This window comes from Caenispirillum bisanense (genome assembly GCF_900230255.1).
GTDB classification, from domain to species: Bacteria; Pseudomonadota; Alphaproteobacteria; order Rhodospirillales; family Rhodospirillaceae; genus Caenispirillum; species Caenispirillum bisanense_A.
This window is the reverse complement of sequence record NZ_OCNJ01000011.1, coordinates 96,931-118,717: the sequence shown is the minus strand read 5'-3', so window position 1 is coordinate 118,717 and position 21,787 is coordinate 96,931. Positions and strand designations below refer to the sequence as shown.

22 protein-coding genes are annotated in these 21,787 nt (G+C 70.4%); 15 read left to right on the top strand and 7 right to left on the bottom strand.

Translation table 11 applies throughout. The annotated features are described in order from the left end of the window. The first annotated feature begins 24 nt into the window (after nucleotides 1-24). Both CRP50_RS20690 and dksA read left to right on the top strand, forming a co-directional pair. On the top strand, nucleotides 25-474 hold the full coding sequence (locus CRP50_RS20690) for a flagellar assembly protein FliX (RefSeq protein ID WP_097281096.1): 450 nt from the start codon (nucleotides 25-27) through the stop codon (nucleotides 472-474). Between the two features lie 137 nt (nucleotides 475-611). Continuing rightward, nucleotides 612-1,028 carry an RNA polymerase-binding protein DksA gene (gene dksA / locus CRP50_RS20685; protein ID WP_097281095.1) on the top strand — a complete coding sequence of 139 codons (417 nt, stop codon included), beginning with the start codon at nucleotides 612-614 and terminating at the stop codon, nucleotides 1,026-1,028. Nucleotides 1,029-1,118: 90 nt separating this feature from the next. Here the strand turns inward: dksA and CRP50_RS20680 are convergent, their stop codons facing one another. After that, complete coding sequence (locus CRP50_RS20680; protein ID WP_097281094.1) at nucleotides 1,119-2,003, bottom strand: LysR family transcriptional regulator ArgP; 885 nt, start codon at nucleotides 2,001-2,003, stop codon at nucleotides 1,119-1,121. Nucleotides 2,004-2,106: 103 nt separating this feature from the next. Between CRP50_RS20680 and CRP50_RS20675 the strand changes: the two genes are divergently transcribed. Next, on the top strand, nucleotides 2,107-2,712 hold the full coding sequence (locus CRP50_RS20675; RefSeq protein WP_097281093.1) for a LysE/ArgO family amino acid transporter: 606 nt from the start codon (nucleotides 2,107-2,109) through the stop codon (nucleotides 2,710-2,712). A gap of 61 nt (nucleotides 2,713-2,773) precedes the next feature. Here the strand turns inward: CRP50_RS20675 and flgH are convergent, their stop codons facing one another. From flgH to flgF, 4 genes are all read right to left on the bottom strand, one after another. Then, nucleotides 2,774-3,574 (bottom strand): flagellar basal body L-ring protein FlgH, encoded by an 801-nt coding sequence (flgH, locus tag CRP50_RS20670; protein ID WP_097281092.1) that lies wholly within the window; start codon nucleotides 3,572-3,574, stop codon nucleotides 2,774-2,776. 37 nt (nucleotides 3,575-3,611) lie between these two features. After that, nucleotides 3,612-4,682, bottom strand: a complete 1,071-nt coding sequence (gene flgA / locus CRP50_RS20665) for a flagellar basal body P-ring formation chaperone FlgA (RefSeq protein ID WP_097281091.1) — start codon at nucleotides 4,680-4,682, stop codon at nucleotides 3,612-3,614. A 92-nt stretch (nucleotides 4,683-4,774) separates the two neighbouring features. Further along, nucleotides 4,775-5,560, bottom strand: a complete 786-nt coding sequence (flgG, locus tag CRP50_RS20660) for a flagellar basal-body rod protein FlgG (RefSeq protein ID WP_097281090.1) — start codon at nucleotides 5,558-5,560, stop codon at nucleotides 4,775-4,777. A 45-nt stretch (nucleotides 5,561-5,605) separates the two neighbouring features. After that, nucleotides 5,606-6,340 (bottom strand): flagellar basal-body rod protein FlgF, encoded by a 735-nt coding sequence (gene flgF / locus CRP50_RS20655; protein WP_097281089.1) that lies wholly within the window; start codon nucleotides 6,338-6,340, stop codon nucleotides 5,606-5,608. A 363-nt stretch (nucleotides 6,341-6,703) separates the two neighbouring features. Between flgF and CRP50_RS20650 the strand changes: the two genes are divergently transcribed. The 9 genes from CRP50_RS20650 to CRP50_RS20610 all read left to right on the top strand — a co-directional run bounded on the left by CRP50_RS20650 (nucleotide 6,704) and on the right by CRP50_RS20610 (nucleotide 16,310). Beyond that, nucleotides 6,704-7,264, top strand: coding sequence for a flagellar basal body-associated FliL family protein (locus CRP50_RS20650; RefSeq protein WP_097281088.1), 561 nt, complete (start codon nucleotides 6,704-6,706; stop codon nucleotides 7,262-7,264). A 49-nt stretch (nucleotides 7,265-7,313) separates the two neighbouring features. After that, a complete protein-coding gene (fliM, locus tag CRP50_RS20645; RefSeq protein WP_097281087.1) occupies nucleotides 7,314-8,525 on the top strand; it encodes a flagellar motor switch protein FliM in 1,212 nt (403 codons plus the stop codon). 15 nt (nucleotides 8,526-8,540) lie between these two features. Continuing rightward, on the top strand, nucleotides 8,541-9,317 hold the full coding sequence (locus tag CRP50_RS25670) for a DUF6468 domain-containing protein (protein WP_097281086.1): 777 nt from the start codon (nucleotides 8,541-8,543) through the stop codon (nucleotides 9,315-9,317). Nucleotides 9,318-9,378: 61 nt separating this feature from the next. Then, entirely contained in the window at nucleotides 9,379-10,116 is a 738-nt protein-coding gene (locus CRP50_RS20635; protein ID WP_097281085.1) for a MotE family protein, read from the top strand. Nucleotides 10,117-10,221: 105 nt separating this feature from the next. Beyond that, nucleotides 10,222-10,611: a response regulator gene (locus CRP50_RS20630; RefSeq protein ID WP_097281084.1), complete on the top strand. Its 390-nt coding sequence runs from the start codon at nucleotides 10,222-10,224 to the stop codon at nucleotides 10,609-10,611. Between the two features lie 71 nt (nucleotides 10,612-10,682). Further along, on the top strand, nucleotides 10,683-11,375 hold the full coding sequence (locus CRP50_RS20625; protein WP_097281083.1) for a protein phosphatase CheZ: 693 nt from the start codon (nucleotides 10,683-10,685) through the stop codon (nucleotides 11,373-11,375). 18 nt (nucleotides 11,376-11,393) lie between these two features. After that, nucleotides 11,394-12,125: a hypothetical protein gene (locus tag CRP50_RS20620; protein WP_097281082.1), complete on the top strand. Its 732-nt coding sequence runs from the start codon at nucleotides 11,394-11,396 to the stop codon at nucleotides 12,123-12,125. Between the two features lie 10 nt (nucleotides 12,126-12,135). Continuing rightward, the gene (locus CRP50_RS20615; RefSeq protein WP_097281081.1) at nucleotides 12,136-12,843 is read left to right on the top strand and encodes a flagellar motor protein MotB; all 708 of its coding nucleotides are present in this window, start codon (nucleotides 12,136-12,138) and stop codon (nucleotides 12,841-12,843) included. After that, on the top strand, nucleotides 12,840-16,310 hold the full coding sequence (locus CRP50_RS20610) for a tetratricopeptide repeat protein (protein ID WP_245913584.1): 3,471 nt from the start codon (nucleotides 12,840-12,842) through the stop codon (nucleotides 16,308-16,310). The genes CRP50_RS20615 and CRP50_RS20610 overlap by 4 nt, the downstream gene beginning before the upstream one ends. A 228-nt stretch (nucleotides 16,311-16,538) precedes the next feature. Here CRP50_RS20610 and CRP50_RS20605 read toward each other — a convergent pair whose 3' ends face one another. Next, complete coding sequence (locus CRP50_RS20605) at nucleotides 16,539-17,084, bottom strand: cytochrome b (protein WP_176525283.1); 546 nt, start codon at nucleotides 17,082-17,084, stop codon at nucleotides 16,539-16,541. A 308-nt stretch (nucleotides 17,085-17,392) separates the two neighbouring features. Between CRP50_RS20605 and CRP50_RS20600 the strand changes: the two genes are divergently transcribed. From CRP50_RS20600 to CRP50_RS20590, 3 genes are all read left to right on the top strand, one after another. Then, nucleotides 17,393-18,880 (top strand): DegQ family serine endoprotease, encoded by a 1,488-nt coding sequence (locus CRP50_RS20600; RefSeq protein ID WP_245913582.1) that lies wholly within the window; start codon nucleotides 17,393-17,395, stop codon nucleotides 18,878-18,880. A 90-nt stretch (nucleotides 18,881-18,970) separates the two neighbouring features. Further along, nucleotides 18,971-19,648: a winged helix-turn-helix domain-containing protein gene (locus tag CRP50_RS20595; protein ID WP_097281078.1), complete on the top strand. Its 678-nt coding sequence runs from the start codon at nucleotides 18,971-18,973 to the stop codon at nucleotides 19,646-19,648. Continuing rightward, entirely contained in the window at nucleotides 19,635-20,990 is a 1,356-nt protein-coding gene (locus CRP50_RS20590) for a sensor histidine kinase (protein ID WP_097281077.1), read from the top strand. The genes CRP50_RS20595 and CRP50_RS20590 overlap by 14 nt, the downstream gene beginning before the upstream one ends. 3 nt (nucleotides 20,991-20,993) lie before the next feature. Here CRP50_RS20590 and CRP50_RS20585 read toward each other — a convergent pair whose 3' ends face one another. Next, the gene (locus tag CRP50_RS20585) at nucleotides 20,994-21,635 is read right to left on the bottom strand and encodes an NYN domain-containing protein (protein ID WP_097281119.1); all 642 of its coding nucleotides are present in this window, start codon (nucleotides 21,633-21,635) and stop codon (nucleotides 20,994-20,996) included. Between the last annotated feature and the right edge of the window lie 152 nt (nucleotides 21,636-21,787).

Sequence of the window (21,787 nt, the reverse complement as noted above, 5' to 3'; positions counted from 1 at the left end):
GACATTAACGTACGGTTGACGCGGATGAAGATTTCCGGCGTGGGTCCCGGCGGCTCGCCCCAGGGCCGCCGCACCGAAAAGACCGGCAAGGAAAAGAGCGCCGAGTTCGCCCGCGCGCTGCGCCGCTTCACGGACGAAGCGCGGGCAGACGATCCGCGTCCGGTCGAGAGCGCGCCGAGCCTCGGCGGCCTCGACAGCCTGCTCGCCCTGCAGATGGTCGACGCCGCGCCCGACGCCACCGACCGGCCGGCCAAGCGGCGCGCCATGGTCCAGCGCGGCGAGGACATCCTCGATCGGCTGGAGGAACTGCGCGTCGGCCTGCTCATGGGCTCGGTCCCCAAGGAGCGCCTGTCAGCCCTCGCCCAGATGGTGCGCGACCGGCGGGAGGAGGCGGAGGATCCGCAGCTCGGCGCCCTGCTCGACGAGATCGAGCTGCGCGCCGAAGTGGAACTCGCCAAGCTGTCCCGCCCGTAGCAGCCGCCGGCCCGCGGCGCGCCGTACCGGCGCGACCGGCGGTGGCAATACCGCCCCGTCAAATGGGTGCTTGCTCCCTGCATCGCGTGTCGATATACATCCCCCACTTCCTATATAACGAACAGGGTAGAACAGGCATGACCGTCACGCTTCCGCCCGACTACCGACCGTCGGACGACGAGCCGTTCATGAATGAGCGCCAGCGGGAGTACTTCCGGCAGAAGCTGCTCAAGTGGCGGCAGGAACTGCTTCGCGAAGCGGAAGAAACCCTGGAGCACCTGCAGGAAGGCGGCCTCCAGGAACCGGATCTGGCCGACCGCGCCTCGGCCGAGATGGACCGCGCGCTGGAGTTGCGCACCCGCGACCGCGCCCGCAAGCTGATCGCCAAGATCGACGCCGCCCTCGGCCGCATCGAGGACGGCAGCTACGGCTACTGCGAGGAAACGCACGAGCCGATCAGCCTGAAGCGCCTGGAAGCCCGCCCCATCGCCACCCTGTCCATCGAGGCGCAAGAGCGTCACGAGCGCATGGAACGCACCCACCGCACCGACTGACGTCGGCCGCCGGGTCACCGGGCGCGACCGATACACGAAAAACGCCGGCCCCTCCGCAGGGAGGGGCCGGCGTTTTTCGTGCCGAGTCCCTCAGTCCTGCCGCAGGGTCGCACGGGCCCGGGCGACGACGGCGCGGGTGACGGCGGCCAGCGTGCTGCTGGCCATGCGGCTGCGCTGCCAGTGGAGCGGCACGTCGAGCGGCAGGTCGGGCGCGAGGGCCACCAGCCGGCCGCTGCGCAGGTGGTCGGCCACCAGCATCTCCGGGTTCATTCCCCAGCCGAGCCCGGCCAGGGCGGCATCGACGAAGGCCTGCGACGACGGCAGCCAGTGGGTCGGGGCCGTCACGTCGCTGCCGATCGCCTGCCGGGTCCACAACGCCTGCAGGCGGTCCTTGCTGTTGAAGGTGAGGCGCGGCGCGCGGGCGAGGGCGGCTTCGTCGAGGCCCGCCGGGAACCAGCGCGCGACGAAGGCCGGGCTGGCGGTGGCGACGTAGCGCAGCGCCCCGAGCGGCACGCTGTCGCAGCCCTGCACCGCCTTGGCGCTGCCGGTTACCGCCGCCAGCACGTCGCCGCGGCGCAGCCAGTCGGCGCTGTGGTCCTGGTCGTCGAGAACGAGGTCGAACAGGCAGTCGCCCGCCTCGGCCATGGCGCCGATCAACCAGGTCGCGAGGCTGTCGGCATTGGCGGCGATGCGCAGCGTCACCGGCGGCGCGCTCTCGGGCGTGCCCGGCAGGTCGGCTTGCAACTCGCGTTCGAGCAGCGCCACGCGCTCCACGTGCTGGCACAGGCGACGCCCCGCCGCCGTGCCGGTGCAGGGCGCGCCGCGCACCACCAGGATGGTCCCCAGGCGCTCCTCCAGCAGCTTCACCCGCTGCGACACCGCGGACGGCGTCACGTGCAGCTGCTGCGCCGCCCGCTCGAAGCTGCCGGTGCGCACGACGGCCGCCAGCGCGGCGAGCAGGGCGTAGTCGAGCACGGTTCAGTTTTCCTTAATCGACTGAAGATCGTTTAAGGATGCTAATGCAGCGGGCCGTGCTAGGGAAGGCGCCTCCGTCCCCCGCACGAGGAGACCCGCCATCATGGCCTCCGCCTTCCTGCCTGGCTTCCTGCTGGGCCTCAGCCTGATCGTCGCCATCGGCGCGCAGAACGCCTTCGTGCTGCGGCAGGGCCTGCGGCGCGAACACGTGCTCGCCGTCTGCCTGACCTGCGCGGTGTCCGACGCCGTGCTCATCACCGCCGGCGTGGCCGGCTTCGGCCAAGCCGCGCAATGGCTGCCGTGGCTGGAGCCGGTGATGCGCCATGCCGGTGCGGCCTTTCTGGTGGTCTACGGCCTGCGCAGCCTGCGGGCGGCCGTCCGCTCCGGCGGCGGTGCGCTGACGCCGACGGCGGATGCGGCGTCGGTCGGGCTCGGCGCGACGGTGGGGACGTGTCTGGCGCTGACGTGGCTCAACCCGCACGTCTACCTGGACACGGTGGTGCTGCTGGGCTCCATCGCCGCGCCCTTCGGGGCGGAGAAGGGGGCTTTCGGGCTGGGCGCCGCGACCGCGTCCTTCGTGTTCTTCTTCGCCCTCGGCTTCGGGGCCCGCCTGCTGCGGCCGGTGTTCGCCCGGCCCGCCGCCTGGCGCGTGCTCGACGCCGGCATCGGCGTCGTCATGTGCGGCATCGCCGCGACGCTGGTCGCCTGAACGCAAAAAGGGCCGGAGGCGGCGTGCGCCTCCGGCCCTGTCGGCCCGCCGCGGGGGCGGCTCAGAACGGGAAGATGATGTCGAAGATCTGCTGGCCGTAGCGCGGCTGCTGCACGTCGGAGATGGTGCCGCGGCCGCCGTAGGAGATGCGGGCCTCGGCGATCTTGTCGACGGTGATGGTATTGGCCGAGCTGATGTCCTGCGGGCGCACGACGCCGGTGACGGCCAGTTCGCGCAGTTCGTTGTTGACCCGCACCTCCTGCCGGCCGGCCACCACCAGGTTGCCGTTGGGCAGTTTCTGCAGCACGACGGCGGCCAGCTTCACGTCCACCGTCTCGCTGCGGCGGATGGTGCCGGTGCCGGTGGAGCCGGACTCGCTCTCGGCGCCGATCAGGTTGGCCGGGTCCACTTCGTCGGGCAGGATGGCGCCGAGCCGGCTCTCGAAGCCGAGCAGGCCGGGCAGGCCGGCGCTCTCGTTGGCGTCGCGCGAGCGCGAGGTGGCGTTGGACAGGTTCGCCCGCTCGTTCTGGATGTTCACCACCACGGTCAGGATGTCGCCCACCTCGTCGGCCCGCTGGTCCTCGAAGAAGGCGCGGGCGCCGGGGCGCCACAGGCTGTTGACGCTGGGCTCGGCGCGCTGCGGCGTCGGCATGGGCATGCTGACGGGGCGGTAGCTGGCGCTTTCCACCGGGTTTTCGATGGTCGACATCTTGGGCGGCTCGCCCACCTCCGACAGCCGCTGCATGGCGTTGCAGCCGGTGAGGGTGGCCGCGACGACGCCGAGCGCCACCAGGCGCAGGGCGGGGCGGGCGAGAGCCGGGCGGCGGCGGGAGGCGAGCGGGGCGGCGGAACGCTGGGTCATGGGGTCTGCTCTCCGATGGTCCTTCGGGGCCGCGGGGTCACCGCAGCGGCCCGGAGGGGCCGATCTGCACCGTCACCAGGTTCTGGTCGGCGACGATGCCCGTGACGGTCTGGTTGCTCTGCAGGTTCTGGATGCGCACCTGATCCCCCTTGGAGCCGTGTTCGAGGGCTCGGCCCTGGGCGGTGAGCTGCATGTAGGGCGTGTAGTAGATCATGGTCACCATGGCCCCCTTGCTGACGAGGCGCGGACGGTCGACTTCGAAGCTCTGCACCGGCGCCCCGGCCTGCACCAGACGGCGCGGCGTGCGGCCGATGAGCTGCTCGGGGTCGGTGATGGTGTCGCGCTTCAACTGGTCGACGCGCACCGTCACCCAGTCGATGTCGCGGGGGCCGATGGTCTCGCCCTGGCGCATGCTGGTGACCAGCACCGGCACGGCGGTGGTCAGGTGAACCCGCCCCGACAGGCTCAGGCGCATGGCGTTGGGCGTGCCGGCGGGGATCTCGATCACCGCGTTGAAGCGCTGCGTGACGGCGTCGTAGGTGGTGTCCAGCACGCCGACCGCATTGACCGCGCCGGCCGGGATGGAGACCGAATTGTCCCGCGCCGTCAGCACGATGTCGGCCTGCGGCGGCATGCCCTGGTCGGCCAGATGCGGGCGCAGGGCGGCGATGATCTCGCTGCGGCCGACCACCTGGCTGTCGCGCACGACGGTCGCCTGCTCGAACCGGCTGGCCGGCTTCCACTCCAGGCCGTGGCGGCGGGCGGTGGCCTCCAGCCAGTCGACCGTATAGACGGACTGTTCGCCGGCCCGCGGGGCGGGGGCGACCACGGTGTCGATCTTCGCGGGCACGCCGTCGAACAGGTCGGACAGCCGCACGTAGGGGCCGTCGACCACGGCGGTCGACCGCAGGGTCGGCACGCGCGGGGTGGAGGCGGCAAGTTTTGCCGCCTCGGCGGCGGCCTGGGCGTCGAAGGCGGCAGCCGCCGCTGCATCGGGATCGAGCGCCACCGGAGACGTCAGGGCCGGCTCGTCGGCAGCCTGCACCGCCGCCGGCGCCGCGAGGGCGACGGCGAGCGCGAGGCTCGACAGTAGGGCGAGGCGCGGCATGACCCGGTCTCCGTGTGACCACGTTTCCGGGGCGTTATAACCCGGCAAATCTTACCGAACGCTTTATCGCGGCGCGGCCGCCGCGGCGCCCGTCACTTCAGCTGGTTGACCGTGCCCATCATCTCGTCGGAGGTCTTGATGACCTTGGAGTTCATCTCGTAGGCGCGCTGCGCCGAGATCAGGTCGGTGATTTCCGACACGACGTTGACGTTCGAGTTCTCGACGAAGCCCTGCATGATCGAACCGTAGCCCGGCGAGCCGGCGACGGCCACGTTGGGCGCGCCCGAACCCGGGGTCTCGATGAACAGGTTCTTGCCGATGGCTTCGAGGCCGGCTTCGTTGGCGAAGGTCGCCAGCGTGATCTGGCCGACGTTCTGCGGGTCGGGCTGGCCGTCCAGCTTCACCAGCACCTCGCCCGAGGCGTTGATGGTGACGCCGATGGCCTCCACCGGGATGTTGATGCCGGGAACGACCGTGTAGCCCTCGTGGGTGACCAGGGTGCCGTTGGGATCGAGCTGGAACGAGCCGTCGCGGGTGTAGGAGGTCTCGCCGTTGGGCAGCTGGACCTGGAAGTAGCCCTTGCCGTTGATGGCGACGTCGAAGGTGTTCTCGGTGTGGTTCAGGCTGCCTTGCTCGCTGATGCGGTAGACGGCGGCGGTGCGCACACCGAGGCCGAGCTGCACGCCGGCCGGGATGATGGTGCCCTGGTCCGACGAGGCCGAGCCGGCGCGGATCATGTTCTGGTACAGCAGATCGTTGAACTCCGCCCGCCGACGCGCGAAGGCGGTGGTGTTCATGTTGGCGATGTTGTTGGAGATGACCTCGACGTTGGTCTGCTGGGCCAGCATGCCGGTGGCGGCGATGTTCAGCGAGCGCATGATCCTGGTCCTCTTCTCGTGTTCTCGTTATTGGCGGGAGGCCGGTCAGACCTGACCGCGGAAGGCTTCCATGGCGCGGCGCTGCCGCTCGTTCTCGTTCTCGATCATCTTCTGGGCATTGGTGTAGGAGCGGTTGATCTCGATCATCTGCGTCATCTCGACCACCGCATTGACGTTGGAGCCCTCGAGCACGCCCTGGTGCAGCTTGGGCGTCTCCACCGGCTGCGGGTCCTGGTCGGTGTAGAACAGGCTGCCGGCTTCCTTGCGGAGGTTCTGCTCGTCCTCGAAGGACACCACCTGCAGGCGGCCGAGCACGGCGTTCTCGGTGGAGACGGTGCCGTCTTCGCTGATGTTGATCTGGCTCTCGTTGGGCGCGACGAAGAACGGCTGGTTGGTGGTCGACAGCACCGGGTTGCCGTTGGCGCCGACGATCTGGCCGTCCTGGTTCAGCTTGAAGTGGCCGTTGCGCGTGTACATGCGGCCGGCGGCGGTCTCGACCACGAAGAAGCCCTCGCCGCCGATGGCGACGTCGAGCGGGTTGTCGGTGCTCTGCCAGGCGCCTTCGCTCATGTCGCGGGCGATGCCGATGTCACGCGGGAAGACGATGCGGTCCTTGAAGGCGCTGTCGGTGTTCAGGCTGCGGGTCAGGTACTCGGTGAACATCAGCTCTTCGCCCTTGTAGCCGGGCGTGTTCATGTTGGCGATGTTGTTCGCCACCACGTCCATGCGGCGCCACAGGGCGTTCTGATGTGCGAGAGCGATATATGCCGAATTTTCCATGACGCTTACTCTTGTACCTGATCGGGACGAACCGTCGCCGCCGAGGAATGCATCTGCCGTGCCAGACGGTCGCAGTCCCGGAAACCCTGCCTTCTCCGCCGCCGAGGCCGGGTCCGCCCCGCCGGGTGGCAACCCTTGCCGGGCAACTTCTGCCGCCCGCCGCCCGAAGGGGGTGGAGGGTCAACCTATTGTTAACTTCGCGGCGCTAGGGTATGCCGCAGTCAAACGGCCGTTCGGCCGCCGGTCGGGGTGCCCTTGCGAGGGGATCGGGCCGCGGTCGGCGGCCCTGTCTTGTCGCATTCGCGTGTCGCGGGGGCCAGAAGGGGCTTCGCCCTGGTGGCGGTCCGGCCCGAAGGGAGAGCCATGGCCGAGGATCTCGAGGAAGATTTCGAGGAAGACGCCGACGAAGGTGGTGGCGGAGGCGGCCGCAAGAAGGGGAAGAAGAAGCTCCTTCTGATGATCGTGCTGCCGCTGCTGCTGGTGGTGGGCGCGCTGGCCGGGGCGTATTTCGCCGGTCTGGCCGATCCGCTGCTCGGCATGATGGCGTCGGATCCGGCCGCCGAGGCGCCGGTGGCGCAGGAAGGCGAAGCCGGGGCGGCGGGCGTGCCCGTCAGTGCCGCGGTGTTCTACGACCTGCCGGAAATGCTGGTGGACATCAACTCCACCGACAGCCGGCGGCGCACCTTCCTGAAGCTGCGCGTGGCGCTGGAGCTGGGAAGCTCGGGCGACACGCCGCAGGTCGATGCCCTGCTGCCGCGCGTCGTCGACCAGTTCCAGGTCTATCTGCGCGAACTGCGCGTCGAGGACCTGCAGGGTGCCGAGGGCATGTACCGCCTGCGCGAGGAACTGCTGGCGCGCGTCAATGCCGCCGTGCGCCCCGCCAAGGTCAACGACGTGCTGTTCAAGGAAATGCTGATCCAGTAAGGCGCGCCCCGGCGCGCCGCCCTGGCTGTCCGGCGAAAGGCTTCGGTTCATGGTTCCTGCCGACAACGATCCCCAGCGCGAGGTCTCGCAAGACGACGAAGAAGCCCTCATGCGGGAATGGGAAGCCATGGCCGGCATGGGCGGTGGCGACAATGCCGGTGGGGGCGGCGGTGGCGGCGGTGAGGGCGACGGCGACGGTGACGATGCCGACGCCATGGCCGCCGAATGGGAAGCCATGCTCGGCGCCTCCGACGGCGGCGGCGGGGCCGACATCGGCGGCGGCGGCGGCCGCGAGAGCACCCGCGTCCTCAACCAGGACGAAATCGACAGCCTGCTCGGCTTCGACGAGACCGACGACGAGCGGCAGGAAAAGTCGGGCATCCAGGCCATCCTCAACTCGGCGCTGGTGTCCTACGAACGTCTGCCCATGCTCGAGGTCGTGTTCGACCGCCTCGTGCGCATGATGTCGACGTCCCTGCGCAACTTCACGTCCGACAACGTCGAAGTCTCGCTCGACAACATCCTGAGCTTGCGCTTCGGCGACTATCTTAACTCCATCCCGCTGCCGGCCATGCTGACCGTGTTCAAGGCCGAGGAATGGGACAACTACGGCCTGATGACCGTCGACAGCGCCATGATCTACTCGATCGTGGACGTGCTGCTGGGCGGCCGGCGCGGCACCGCGGCCATGCGCGTCGAGGGCCGCCCCTACACGACCATCGAGCGCAATCTGGTCGAGCGCATGATCCATGTGGTGCTGGCCGACCTGTCGGCGGCCTTCGACCCGCTGTCGCCGGTGACCTTCCGGTTCGACCGCCTGGAGACCAACCCGCGCTTCGCCACCATCTCGCGCCCGTCCAACGCCGCCATCGTCGCCAAGCTGCGCATCGACATGGAAGACCGCGGCGGCCGCCTGGAACTGCTGCTGCCCTACGCCACCCTCGAGCCCGTGCGCGAGCTGCTGCTGCAGATGTTCATGGGCGAGAAGTTCGGCCGCGACTCCATCTGGGAAACCCACCTCGCCGAAGAGATGTGGTTCACCGAGGTGGACCTCGAGGCGGTGCTCGACGAACAGTGGATGAGCCTGCGCGACATACTGAATCTTAAGGTCGGCAGCCGTATCATGCTGAACGCGACGCCGGACAGCCCGATCATGATGCGGTGCGGCGACGTGCCAATGTTTTCCGGCCGCATGGGCCGCAAAGGCGGCAACATCGCCATCCGTCTCGACAAGAAGGTCAAGCGGCAGACGATGGGCTGAGGGAGAGTTTCCGAGATGGACCTCAAGCTGATCCTCGACATCGTCGTCGTGCTGCTGTTGATCCCGACGATCGTGTTCGCGGTGATCCTCAACAACCGGCTCGGTGTCCTTCGCAAGAACCGCGACGAACTCGCGCGTCTGATCGCCCACTTCAACGAGGCGACGGTGCGTGCCGAAAGCGGCATCCCGCGCCTGCGCAAGGCGGCGGAAGACGCCGGCAAGGGCCTGCAGGACCGCGTCGAGCGCGCCAACGCCCTGCGCGACGACTTGGCCTTCCTGTGCGAGCGCGCCGACGAGACGGCGCTGAAGCTGGAACAGACCCTGCGCGCCGCGCGCAACGAGATCAAGGCGGTGCCGGGCGCCGCCGCGGTGCAGGCGCCGGCCGCGCCCGCCGGTCCGCCGCCGGGCCCGGTGCCGGCCGCCCAGGCCGTGGGCGCCGCCCGTCCGGCCGCCGCCCCGCCGCCGCCGGCGGCTGCCGCGGCGCCGGTCGCCAGTGCCGCACCGGCGCCGCGCCCGCAGCCGCAGCCGCAGCCGCAGCCGGTGGCGCCGACGCTCGCCGTGTCGGCCGCCGATCGTCCCGGGCTTGCGCCGAAGCGGGCGCCGGGCCGGCCGCTGGCGCCGCCCGCCTCCAACCTGCGCGGTGGCACCGACGACCTGACGGCGGCCCTGCGCGGCCTCGCCGAGGCGGCGGCGCGGTCGGAAGCCGACGAAGACGAAACGCTGTTCTCGCCCGAGCCGGAACGCTCGGAAGCGGAACGGGAACTGTTGCGCGCCCTGCGGTCCGTGCGCTGATGCGCCGGCGTGAGGGTGGGCCGAGGGGTATCGAGGGGTTCGAGGGGAAGAGCTGGGTGCCATGAAGAAGTTCGCGATCCCGCGGCCACGGCTTCTGCCGGTGACCATCTTCGTCGCCGTGCTGATGCTGACGGTGCGCCTCGGCGGCCTCTACGAGGACTTCAACCGCCTGAACCTCGCCGACGTGTCGGTCGGCCAGTCGACGGCCCTGGCGCAGGACGCCGGCGCGCCGCCGGTGGCGCCCGCTCCGGCGCCCGCACCGGCGGCGGCCGAGGGCCTGCCGCCCGTGTCGGCGTCGCAGGTCGGCGGCCAGGCGCCCAAGCCCGACAAGGCCTTCGACCCGGCGCAGGACCCGGCGACCTTCACCCAGTCGGAAATCGACCTGCTGCAGAAGCTGGCCGAGCGCCGCGAACAGATCGAGGCGCGCGAGAAGGAACTCGCCATGCGCGAGGGCCTGCTGCAGGCCGCCGAGACGCGAATCGACCGCAAGGTCGCCGAATTGAAGACGCTGCAGGAGACGATCACCGGTCTTCTGGCGCAGTACGACCAGAAAGAGGCGGAAAAGGTCGCCCAATTGGTCAAGATCTATGCCACCATGAAGCCCAAGGATGCCGCGCGCATCTTCAACGACCTGGACATGCCCATCCTGATCCAGGTCATGGTGAACATGAAGGAAAGCAAATCCGCCCCGATCCTGGCATCCATGGATCCGGTGAAGGCGCGGGCGCTGACGGAGGAGATGTCGCGCATGCGGCGTCTGCCCAACCCGGACGAAACGACCGGCGACGGCACCGGTTGATCAACCAAAAGGGTTGCCTCGCACGGTCGGGTATTTTATGAGAAGCGGTAGTGTTTTTCGGGTCGTAGCCTGGTTGCCGGCCGGCTGTCGCAAACGGAGTCCAGAATGGCTGTCGATTTGAATATGCGTGTCCTGATTGTCGATGATTACAAGACGATGCTGCGCATCATCCGTAATCTCCTCAGGCAGTTGGGCTTTACGAACATCGACGAGGCGACGGACGGCAGTGCCGCGCTGCAGCTGCTGCGCGCCAACGGCAACTACGGCCTGGTCATTTCCGACTGGAACATGGAGCCGATGACCGGCCTTCAGCTGCTGCGCGAAGTGCGCGCCGACGCCAAGCTGAAGATGCTGCCCTTCATCATGGTGACCGCCGAATCCAAGTCGGAAAACGTCATCGCGGCCAAGGAAGCCGGCGTTTCGAACTACATCGTGAAGCCGTTCAACGCCGAGACCCTGAAGAGCAAGCTGGTCAGCGTGCTCGGCGACTTCTGAGTCGACGGGCGCAACCTGGGTCGTTTCGGTTCTGACTGGCGTCGGTACATGGCCGGCGGGAGGGGTTTGCCATGGCTGGTGCGGTTGTGGACGAGGCCCTGCAGGCCCGTCTGGCGGAGATCCGGCAGGAACGCGGCGATACCGTCGCCGTCGCCGACGTGGCGACGGTGGTGGAGGCTCTGCTCGCCACCATGACCGGCGACGTGACCGCCGAGGACGTCCAGCTCTACAAGGAGCTGGAAGGCTTGGCGCGTTACATCCACGCCGCCCGGTCGGAAATCGCCGCCATCAATCCCGGCGAGATCCAGTCGCAGTTCCTGCCGAGCGCCTCCGACGAACTGGATGCCATCGTCGAGGCGACGGAAAAGGCGACCAACCAGATCATGGACGCCGCCGAGGTGCTGGAGGACCTGCAAGGGGACTTGCCGGCCGAGGCGGCGGAGCGGCTGGCGGCGGCCACCACGGCCATCTACGAGGCCTGCACCTTCCAGGACATCACCGGCCAGCGCATCACCAAGGTCGTGCGCACCCTCAAGATCATCGAGGACCGGGTGGACGGGCTGGTGCGCGCCTTCGACCCGTCCTTCGACAAGACCCGCGCCGCGCCCGACGCGACGGCGGCGGACAAGCCGGCCGACCCGGCCGCCGCGGCGCCCGAGGGCCCGCGCAAGCCCACCGACGAGGAGCTGCTCAACGGCCCTCAGGCGGTGGAAAGCGCCATGCGGCAGGACGACATCGACGCCCTGCTGGCGAGCTTCGATTGACGAAAGACCCGGTTCCGCATGGAACACATCGAGGATCTGGCGCGTGGCGACGACAAGCGGCAGCACGCGTCGCTGTCGCTGTTCCTCGCCCTCTACCTGATGCTGCTGGCCTTCTTCATCACCCTGCTGTCGCTGTCGACCTTCGAGGAGGAGCGGGCGGCGCGGGCGGTGGACAGCGTCAACGCCACCTTCAGCCGCTCGGAAACCACGGCGCTCGGCGGCTTCACCGGCGATGCCGGCGTCGCGGTGCAGGAGGCGCGCGCCTGGCAGGATGCGCTGCAAGGCGCGTTCGAGGCAGCCATCCCGGCGGTCACGGTCACGCGCCGGTCGCGCGGCCGGATCATGGAGCTGGAGTTCCCCGTCGAGGCCCTGTTCGTGCCCGGCGAGGCGCGCCTGCGCGAGGTGCACCTGCCGCTGCTCGACCGCATCGTGGCGGGGCTGTCGTCTGCGCCACCGGGATACCGCTACGTAATGGAATTCGTAACCGGTTCGGATTACCCTACGGGCGACATGATGCCGCTCGGGGTGACACCGGCGGTGGAACGTGCTGCCGTGCTGGCACGCACTATGGTGGAGAGGGGGGCGGCGCCGGGGGGCGTGGTGACGGGAGTGTCGGCGACCGAGGCCGGACGGGCCCGCATGACCTTCACGGTGGTCGAGGAGGTCGGCGACGCCGACTGGCTCGGCCGCCCGCTGGCGGGTGCGCCGCCGCGCGAGGATACGACCACGACCGCCCCGGCGGTGGAGTGACGGAACGGTGATGGACGAACGGACGGATCTGCATGAAAGCGGCACGGCGGCGTGGATGATCACGTTCGCCGACCTCGTCGTTCTGATGCTGACCTTCTTCGTCCTGCTGTTCTCCATGACCACCATGAAGACCGACACCTGGCAGGCGGTCAGCCGCGCCTTGTCGCGCACGGTGCAGACCGACGCGACGCAGCCGGTCAACGACCGCTCGATGGAGCATTCCATCGTCGCGCGGGACGTTCCCTTCGCCATGAACCTGACCTATCTGGCGGCCGTGCTGGAAGAGACGCTGGCCGCCGACCCGGTGCTCGGGCGCGCCCGCATCGCCGTGGACGGCGACCGCCTGCTGCTGGCCCTGCCGGGCGACGCCCTGTTCGGCCAGGGCGCCGCCTTCAGCCCGGCCGGCCAGGCGTCGCTGGCGTCGCTGGCCGGCAAGTTGACCACCCTCACCAACGCCGTCGCCGTCGCCGGCCATGCCGCGCCGGGCGAGGCCAAGGGCGGCGCCGGCGGGTTCGCCTCGCCGTGGGAGTTGTCGCTGGCGCGCGCCGCCGCCGTCGCCAACGGGCTCGTCCAGGGCGGCTACGGCGGCCCCATCACCGTCCTCGGACACGGCGACAGCCGGTCCGCCGATCTTCCCGCCACCCTGTCGCCGGCGGAGCGCGCGTCGCTCGCCCGGCGGGTCGACGTGGTGATTTACGAAGGGGCCCGCAGCCGATGACCGGCCTGCACGCCGAGACGCCGATCCGCTCCCTCGCCCGCCGTTTCGGCGGGCGGTTGCGTGCCGCCGCCGTGGCCGCCGCCCTGGCCGTCGCCGCCCTGGCCGTCGCCGCCCTGGCGCCGCTGCCGGCCGACGCCGCCACGGCCGTGCGCGCCGCCGCCCACGAAGGCTACGGCCGCATCGTGTTCGACTGGGACAGCCCGGTGCGCTACGACGTCGAGCAGGCGGCAGGCCAGATCATCATCCGCTTCGACCAACCCGTCGGCCCCGGCGCCGAGCGCGTGCCGGCGGCCCTGCGCGATTACGTCGCCGCCGCCCGCGTGTCGCCCGACGGCCGCACCGTCACCCTGCCGCTGAAGGGCGGGTTCGAGCCGCGCACCTTCACCATCGGCACGTCGGTGGTGCTCGACCTCATGGGCGGGCCGCAGAAGCCGGCTCCCGCCGCCGCGCCGACGCCGGCCCCGGCGCCCGCCGCCGCTCCCGCGCAGCCGGCCGCCGCGGCGAGCGCCGGCAAGCTGCCGGTCCGCACCGGCGAGCATCCCGGCTTCTTCCGCGTGGTGTTCGACTGGAACCGCCCCGTCGGCTATCGCGTGCTGAGCAACGGCGACCGCGCCGTGGTCGAGTTCCAGCGCAACGCCACCGTCGACCTGCCGGCCTTCCGCGCCGCCATGCCGCAGGACCTGCGCCAGGTGGCGGCGGAGCCGCGCGGCGAAGGCCTCGCCGTCACCGTACCCCTGCCGCCGGGCGGCCGGGTGCGCCACTTCACCAGCGGCAGCAAGGTGGTGCTCGACCTGCTGCCGGCCGCCGGCCAGCAGCCGCCCGCCCGCACGCCCGAGGAACAGCAACAGGCGCCGGGCGAGACCACGGCCGCCGCCGCCGTCCCCGTTCCCGTGCCGCCGCCTGCCAAGCCCGACGGCACCGCGCCTGCGGCGCCGGCCGTGACGCCGCCGCAGGCCGCCGGCAGCGGCCCGTCGCCGGGAACGGCGCTCGCCCAGGCCATCCGCAAGGCGCAGGGGAAAGAGGACGAGAAGGCGACCCAGGCCGCCGACCTCGCCAAGGCTGCCCAGGAACTCACCCCGCCCGGCGAGGGCGAGGAAGACCTGCCGCCGCTGCAGCCGGGCCAGAAGGCGCGCGTCGCCAGCCTCAGCTTCTCGTGGAACGAGCCGACGGCCGCCGCCGTGTTCCGTCGCGGCGGCTACCTGTGGGTGGTGTTCGACCGCCACCAGGACGTCGACATCAACCTGCTGCGCCGCCTCGGCGCCGGCATCGTCACCCACATCGACCAGCAGCAGAGCCGCGCCTCCACCATCGTGCGCATGATCGTCGAGCCGGGCTACAACCCGAGCGTCCGGCGCGAAGGCCTGCTGTGGATCGTCGACCTCATGCGCCAGCCGCTCAAGCCGGCGACGGCCATCGAGGTGCAGCCGCAACCGCAGAGCCCGGTCGGGCCGCGTCTCTACCTGCCGGTGGCCGAAGGCGGCCGCACCATCACCGTGCGCGACCCGGAAATCGGCGACAGCATCATCGTGGTGCCGGTCATCCCGCTCGGTCATGGCGTCTATCCGTCGCGCAGCCTGCCCGACCTCGACATGCCGGTGACGGCCCAGGGCGTGGTGGCGATCCCGAAGACCGAGCGGGTCTCGGCCACCTCCACCCGCAACGGCGTCGACATCACCGCCATCGGCGGCCTGCGCCTGTCGGGCGATACGGCGCGCCTGGAAGCCATGAACCGGGTCGGCGACGAGTCCGTGCTCAGCCACGTCTACGACATCCGCGGCTGGATGCGCGGCCCGGCCGAGGACTACATCAAGAACCGCCAGGACCTGCTCATGGCGGTGGCCGATGCCACCGGCGAGCGCAAGCAGCGCGCCCGCCTGGAAATGGCCCGCTTCTACTTCGCCCACGGCTTCGCCGCCGAGGCCATGGGCGTGCTGCGCACGCTGGAGGACGAGGCGCCGGAGATGATCAACTCCGCGCCCTTCCGCGCCCTGCGCGGCGGTGCCGAGTACCTCATGGGCCGCTATGCCGAGGCGGTGGACGACCTCAGCCACCCGAGCCTCGCCGGCGTCGACGAGGCCGACTTCTGGCGCGCCGCCGCCCAGGCCGCCCTCGGCGATCCGGCCCTGCAGGCCCGCACCCTGCGCCAGACCGGCGGCGTGCTCGGCGCCTATCCCGACCGCGTCAAGATCCCGCTCGCCCTGCAGGCGGCGGAGGCCTCGGTGGACGCGGCCGACGATCTGGCCGCCCACAACTTCCTCGAAGCCGCCCGCACCGACGTCAACACGCCGGGCGAACTGGCCGCCATCACCTACCTGGAAGGCCGCCTGGACGAAGCCACCGGCGCCTACGAGTCGGCGGCGGAGAAGTGGGAGGAGGTCGAGGCCGGCCCGAGCCGCTACTACCGCGCCAAGGCCGCCCGCGACCGCCTGGAACTGCTGGCGAAGATGGAGCGCCTGGACCGGCCGGAACTCATCAAGGGCCTGGAAGACCTGCGCTTCGCGTGGCGCGGCGGCCCGTTCGAGTTCTCGCTGCTCATGCGCCTCGGCGGCCTCTACGTCGAGGAGCAGAAGTGGCCGGAAGCGCTGCGCACCTACAAGATCGCCGCCAGCTACTTCCCGCAGCTGCCGGGGTCGGAGCGCGCGGCGGAAGCCATGCGCCAGATCTTCGACAAGCTCTACCTGGAAGGCGCGGCCGACGGCATGTCGCCGATCACCGCCATCGCCCTGTTCGACGACTTCCGCGAACTGACGCCGACCGGCGCCAAGGGCGACGAGATGATCCGCCGCCTCGCCGACCGGCTGGTGAGCATGGATCTGCTCGATCAGGCGGCGGCGCTGCTCGACCGTCAGGTCAAGTTCCGCCTCCAAGGCGTGGAGCGCGCCCGCATCGGCGGCCGCCTCGGCCTCGTGCACCTGCTCAACCACGATCCGGAATCGGCGCTCAAGGCGCTGCTCATGACCCGCGCGCCGGAGACGCCGGCGCCGCTGGAGCGCCAGCGCAACCAGCTCATGGCCCGCGCGCTCGCCGACCTCGACCAGATCGACGAGGCCATCGAGCTGCTGTCCGGCGACGACAGCGAGAACGCCAAGCTGCTGCGGGCGGAAATCCTGTGGCGCAAGCAGGATTGGAAGGGGGCCGCCAAGGCGCTCGCCGATCTGGTGCCGGCGCCGGCGCGCGACGCCACCCTCGACACCACCCAGGCCCGCCGCGTGCTCGACTGGGCGACGGCCCTGACGCTCGCCAACGACGATGCCGGCGTCGCCACCCTGCGCTCGCGCTACCTCGGCGCCATGCAGAAGACGTCCTACCGCGACGCCTTCGACCTCATCACGGCGGCCCCGGCCGACGGCGTCATCGATTACCGCACGGTCGCCGACCGCATCAAGCAGGCGGAGAACTTCCAGAGCTTCCTGTCCGCCTACCGCGACCGCCTGCGCGAGGGCGGCGCCCTCTCCGCCATCAACTGATGTTTGGTTGCAGTGATCGGGCACGATCACTGCAACGCCCTCAGGCGCCGGGCGCGTGCGGTGCGCGCTTGGCTTCCGCGGCAGGAGCCGCGCGGCGCGGTCGCGCCGTCCGGTCGTCGACGTGCGGCGCTCGCCGACGACCGGCATGAGGCGCCTGCCGCCGCAAACGCACGAAAGGCCGGGTCGCAGGACCCGGCCTTCTTCTTTGGCGGAGATGAGCCGGCGGGATCAGCCGCGACGCATCTGCGGCAGCATGCGGGTGAGGGTGGCGTCCTTGAGGACCCGGTGGTGCCAGATGGCGGCGGCGGCGTGCAGGCCGACGACGATCATCAGCACGTTGGACAGGATCTCGTGGACCTCCTTCAGGTCGCGCGCCCAATCGTTCTTGGCCATCAGCGTCGGCAGCTCGACCAGCCCGAAGACGGACACCGGGCGGCCCGCCGACCACGACATGACGATGCCGCTGACGGGAATGGCGACGATCAGGGCATAGAGCAGCCAATGGGCGGCCGTCGCCGCATGGTGCTGCCACGCCGGACCGTCCAGGGCCGTCGGCTGCGGCGTGGCGAGGCGCCAGACGAGGCGCAGGACGGTCAGGCCGAGCAGCAGCACCCCGAAGGACTTGTGCAGCGGGATGGCGGCGCGCTCGAAGTCCTCGCCGAAGGACTCCAGGGACAGGCCGAGGCCGTACAGGCCGATGACCAGGGCGGCGACGGCCCAGTGGAAGGCGATGGAGACGCTGCTGTAGCGATCGGAGGCGGGCAGGGCGGACATGGGAAAGACCCCTCTTCGTTCAAGGCTGTTCGCCATGGTGGTCCCGTCCGCCTGAACCCTGCCTGAACGAGGGCTCGCGGCGGGGTTACCAACGTTTAATCCGCCGGAAATGCCGTCGTCAGGGGACATGCCCCATGTTGGGGATCAGCCGTGGGCGGGAGCGGCGCGAGCCCTGACGGCAGGTGCCCCCTCCCTCCCTCCCGACGGTCCGGTGCCGGCGTCACCCCCCGCCGCGGCCCTGGATGTGCCGGCCCTCCCGCCCACGGCAAAGACTTCCCCCTCTCGTGTTACGTGGAGACTTCCTCCCCATGCTCGCTCTGCGGAAGACCGCGCCCATCGGGCGCACCACGGGCCGCTCCGTCGCCCGTTTCGCCGCCGCCGCCGGTGTCGGGCTCATCGCCTGGACCCAGGTGGCCGTCGCCGCCCCCATGCCGGAAAGCCTGTCCGGGCTGGTCGACGAGGTCTCGCCCGCGGTGGTGACCATCACCGCCGAGAAGACCGTCACCCTTGCCGAGGCCGGCGCCGGCGAAGGCCCCGGCATGCCGTTCCCGCCGGGCAGCCCGCTCGAGAAGTTCTTCCGCCAGTTCGGCGGCCCCGGCATGGGTCCCGGCGTGCCGGAAGGCCGCGGCGGCCATGCGGTCGGCCTCGGGTCGGGCTTCCTTATCGGCGCCGACGGCTACGTGGTGACCAACAACCACGTGATCGACGGGGCGGAAGACGTTCACATCGCGCTCACCGACGGCACCACGCTGGATGCCGAGATCGTCGGCACCGACCCGAAGACCGACCTCGCCCTGCTGAAGGTCACGAGCGACAAGGACCTGCCGTACGTCGAGTTCGGCGACAGCGACACCCTGAAGGTGGGCGACTGGGTCATGGCCGTCGGCAACCCCTTCGGCCTCGGCGGCACGGTGACGGCGGGCATCGTCTCGGCGCGCGGTCGTGCCATCGGCAACAGCCCGCTCGACGACTTCATCCAGACCGACGCCTCCATCAACAAGGGCAACTCCGGCGGCCCCATGTTCGACATGAGCGGCAAGGTGGTCGGCGTCAACAGCGCCATCTACTCGCCCAACGGCGGTTCGGTCGGCATCGGCTTCGCGGTGCCGGCGGCGGTCGCCAAGCCGGTCATCGCCCAGCTGAAGGAAAACGGCCACGTCACCCGCGGCTGGCTCGGCGTGCAGATCCAGCCGGTGACGCCGGAGATCGCCGAGGCCATGGGCATCGACGCCACCAAGGGCGCGCTGGTCTCCAGCGTCGGCGGCGACACCCCGGCCGGCAAGGCGGGCGTCGAGACCGGCGACGTCATCACCGCCGTCAACGGCGAGAAGATCGCCCAGCTGCGCGACCTGCCGCGCATCATCGCCGCCCACAAGCCGGGCGACGAGGTGACCCTCGGCATCCTGCGCGGCGGCGACACCCAGACGGTCGCCGTCGACCTCGGCACCATGCCCGACGAGCCGCAGGTGGCCGCCGCCGAGCCCGGGATCGCGGGCAAGGGCGAACTCGGCCTCGCGCTGGCGCCGCTGGACGAGGCGCTGCGCAACCAGCTCGGCCTCGACGGTTCGGTGAAGGGCGCCGTGGTCGCCAACGTCGACCCGACGGGCCCCGCCGCCGAGCGCGGCGTGCGCCAGGGCGACGTCATCACCCGCGTCGGCAGCACCAGCGTCGAAAGCCCGAAGGACGTCATCGCCGCCGTCGGCGAGGCCAAGAAGCAGGACAAGAAGTCCGTCCTGCTGCTGGTCCAGCGCGACAGCCAGACCATCTTCGTGCCGGTCCCCCTGCGCAGCGCCTGACGCTGGGGTGGAAAGCGACTACAGTATGACGGTGACCGGATGCGGGCGCGCGAGCGTCCGCATCCGCGTATCGGGACGGAAGGAGCAGCCATGCGCGTGCTGGTCGTCGAGGACGACGAGAAGACCGGAAGCTACATCGAGAAGGGCCTCGCCGAGGCGGGCTGCGTCGTCGACCGCGTGACCGACGGCCGCGCCGGCCTGTTCCACGCCACCGACGGCACCTACGACGTGCTGGTGGTCGACCGCATGCTTCCCGGCCTCGACGGCCTCGCCCTGGTGCAGGCCCTGCGGGCGGCGGAGGTGCGCACGCCGGTGCTGTTCCTGTCCGCCCTCGGCCACGTCGACGACCGCGTGAAGGGCCTGAAGGCCGGCGGCGACGACTACCTCACCAAGCCCTTCGCCTTTTCCGAACTGCTGGCCCGCGTCGAGGCCCTGGCCCGCCGCCGCAGCGAGCCGGCGGTGCAGACGCGCCTCGCCGTCGCCGACCTGGAGATGGACCTCATCGAGCGCCGGGTGAAGCGCGCCGGCCGCGTCATCGACCTGCAGCCACGCGAGTTCAAGCTGCTGGAATACCTCCTGCGCCATGCCGGCCAGGTGGTGACCCGCACCATGCTGCTGGAGGGCGTGTGGGACTACCACTTCGACCCGCAGACCAACGTCATCGACGTCCACATCAGCCGCCTGCGCCAGAAGGTGGACAAGGACTTCGACCAGCCGCTGCTGCACACCGTGCGCGGCGCGGGGTATACCCTCCGTGCGGCTTCGTAGGTTCCTGCGCACCAGCGCCTTCCGCCTGACCCTGGCCTATACGGCCGTGTTCGGCCTGTCGGTGCTGCTCCTGCTCGGCGCCATCTACTGGGCGACGGCGCAGAACATCGGGCGCGCCATCGACGACACCATCGCCTCGGAAATCGACGCCCTGGCGCAGCACTACCGCACGGCGGGGCTCGCCGGGCTGGTGCGCGCCATCGAAGGCCGCACCGGGCCGCACAACGTCAACGGCGGGCTGTATCTGCTGACCGACCCGGGCTTCCGCCGCATCGCCGGCAACGTCACCGCCTGGCCGGCCAATGCCGACGAGGTCGGCAGCTGGGTGGTCTTCCCGCTGGCCGGCGACGGCACCGAGGCGGCCTATGGCCGCGCCCGCGCCTTCAAGCTGCAAGGCGGCTTCAACCTGCTGGTCGGGCGCGACACCCGCGCGCTGGACCGCTTCCAGAACCTGATGGCCGAGGCCATGACCTGGGCGCTGGCCGGCACGCTGGTGCTCGGCCTGGGGGGCGGGCTGCTGGTCAGCCGGCGGGTGCTGGCGCGCATCGACGGGCTCAACCGCGGCGCCGAGACCATCATGCGCGGCGACGTCACCCACCGCATGCAGACCAATGGCTCGGGCGACGAGTTCGACCGCCTGGCCCATACCCTGAACCAGATGCTCGACCAGATCGAGCGGCTGATGACCGGCATCCGCACGGTCACCAACAACGTCGCCCACGACCTGCGCAGCCCGCTCACCCGCATCCGCAGCCAGCTGGAGCAGGCCGTCGCCCGCGGCGGCTCGGCCGAGGATCTGCGCGAGGCCGCCGCCCAGGCCATGGCGGAGGCCGACGGCCTGCTGGCGACCTTCAACGCGCTCCTGTCCATCGCCGAGGCGGAAGCCGGCGTCGCCGTCGCCGACCCGGTGACGGTGGACCTGGGGGCGCTGGTGGAGGACGTCGCCGACCTCTACGGGCCGGTGGCGGAGGAGAAGGGCCTCGTGATGACGGCGGCGGCGGTGCAGCCGGGCCTGACGGTGCAGGGCAGCCGGGAGCTTCTGTTCCAGGCACTCGGCAACCTGGTCGACAACGCCATCAAGTACACCCCGGCGGGCGGGACCATCCACGTGGAGGCGGCGCCCGGCCCGGCGCTGGTGGTGCGCGACTGCGGCCCCGGCATCCCGGAGGCCGACCGCGCCCGCGTGACCGACCGCTTCGTCCGCCTCGACGCCAGCCGCACGACGCCCGGCAACGGGCTAGGCCTGTCGCTGGTGGCCGCGATCGTCCGCATGCACCGCGCCCGGCTCGACTTCGCCGACGCCGCGCCGGGCCTGCGGGCGAGCATCGTGTTCGAGGGCTGACGCTTACGCCTTCGGCGGGCGGCGGAAGCTGTCGCGCAGGGCCGGGATGTCTATGGCGCCCCAACTCTTCTGCGACAGCATGGCGCCGGACGGCGGAAAGGCGCCATGGATGACTTTGATGCCTTTCTTCATCAGGTACTCCGCCACGGGTACGAAGTCCCGGTCGGCGGATACCAGAACGGCGACATCGTAGACCCCCTCCCAGGCCAGCGAGATCATGTCGACGGCGATGGCCGTATCGACACCCTTTTCCTCGGTGCCGCGCATGTCGCCGCCGCAGTGCTGGCAGGTCGCCGCGATCTCGTAGCACTGCGGACAGCGGGGGCCGGTGCGCTTTCGCTGCCGTGGCACGAAGTTGCACGTCACGCCGGGGAAGGTGTCGAGCTTGGTGGTCGCCCAATTGCGAAGCTTGGCGTCGCCGTCCTCGGCAAAGGACCCGTAGACCCTCATGCTATGGTAGTGAGCCGCTGCACCAGGGTCGATCAACTGAACTGCCGCCCCGATAATCACGTGTGGGAGCACCCGCCAGTCTGTCGGGAAGCCTTCCTCGATACTCTGCATTGAAAGTGAGTAGTTCCAGAAGTCCACGAACACGATGGTGCGATAGGATGCACGGCCGGCGGTCTGACTCTCTGCGGTGCTCATGATTCCCTCTGGCAAAGTGGCCAGAGGAAGATACATTTCCGTTCCTTCGGAAACAATGCCGGGGATCGCCCATACGGCGGTGCCCGAAAACGAATGCAGGGGCGCACATGCGTGCGCCCCTGGGGTCGTCTTGCCCGCCCGGCTGATGATCC

Bases quoted from the DNA above. Each gene is read 5' to 3' on its own strand.
- flgF (WP_097281089.1), bottom strand. From the start codon at position 6,340: ATGGAAAATTCGGCATATATCGCTCTCGCACATCAGAACGCCCTGTGG.
- CRP50_RS20675 (WP_097281093.1), top strand. From the start codon at position 2,107: ATGGCCTCCGCCTTCCTGCCTGGCTTCCTGCTGGGCCTCAGCCTGATC.
- CRP50_RS20615 (WP_097281081.1), top strand. From the start codon at position 12,136: ATGGACGAACGGACGGATCTGCATGAAAGCGGCACGGCGGCGTGGATG.
- dksA (WP_097281095.1), top strand. From the start codon at position 612: ATGACCGTCACGCTTCCGCCCGACTACCGACCGTCGGACGACGAGCCG.
- CRP50_RS20605 (WP_176525283.1), bottom strand. From the start codon at position 17,084: ATGTCCGCCCTGCCCGCCTCCGATCGCTACAGCAGCGTCTCCATCGCC.
- CRP50_RS20690 (WP_097281096.1), top strand. From the start codon at position 25: ATGAAGATTTCCGGCGTGGGTCCCGGCGGCTCGCCCCAGGGCCGCCGC.
- flgH (WP_097281092.1), bottom strand. From the start codon at position 3,574: ATGACCCAGCGTTCCGCCGCCCCGCTCGCCTCCCGCCGCCGCCCGGCT.
- CRP50_RS25670 (WP_097281086.1), top strand. From the start codon at position 8,541: ATGGACCTCAAGCTGATCCTCGACATCGTCGTCGTGCTGCTGTTGATC.
- CRP50_RS20625 (WP_097281083.1), top strand. From the start codon at position 10,683: ATGGCTGGTGCGGTTGTGGACGAGGCCCTGCAGGCCCGTCTGGCGGAG.
- CRP50_RS20650 (WP_097281088.1), top strand. From the start codon at position 6,704: ATGGCCGAGGATCTCGAGGAAGATTTCGAGGAAGACGCCGACGAAGGT.
- CRP50_RS20600 (WP_245913582.1), top strand. From the start codon at position 17,393: ATGCTCGCTCTGCGGAAGACCGCGCCCATCGGGCGCACCACGGGCCGC.
- CRP50_RS20610 (WP_245913584.1), top strand. From the start codon at position 12,840: ATGACCGGCCTGCACGCCGAGACGCCGATCCGCTCCCTCGCCCGCCGT.
- flgG (WP_097281090.1), bottom strand. From the start codon at position 5,560: ATGCGCTCGCTGAACATCGCCGCCACCGGCATGCTGGCCCAGCAGACC.
- CRP50_RS20585 (WP_097281119.1), bottom strand. From the start codon at position 21,635: ATGAGCACCGCAGAGAGTCAGACCGCCGGCCGTGCATCCTATCGCACC.
- flgA (WP_097281091.1), bottom strand. From the start codon at position 4,682: ATGCCGCGCCTCGCCCTACTGTCGAGCCTCGCGCTCGCCGTCGCCCTC.
- CRP50_RS20630 (WP_097281084.1), top strand. From the start codon at position 10,222: ATGGCTGTCGATTTGAATATGCGTGTCCTGATTGTCGATGATTACAAG.
- CRP50_RS20595 (WP_097281078.1), top strand. From the start codon at position 18,971: ATGCGCGTGCTGGTCGTCGAGGACGACGAGAAGACCGGAAGCTACATC.
- CRP50_RS20635 (WP_097281085.1), top strand. From the start codon at position 9,379: ATGAAGAAGTTCGCGATCCCGCGGCCACGGCTTCTGCCGGTGACCATC.
- fliM (WP_097281087.1), top strand. From the start codon at position 7,314: ATGGTTCCTGCCGACAACGATCCCCAGCGCGAGGTCTCGCAAGACGAC.
- CRP50_RS20620 (WP_097281082.1), top strand. From the start codon at position 11,394: ATGGAACACATCGAGGATCTGGCGCGTGGCGACGACAAGCGGCAGCAC.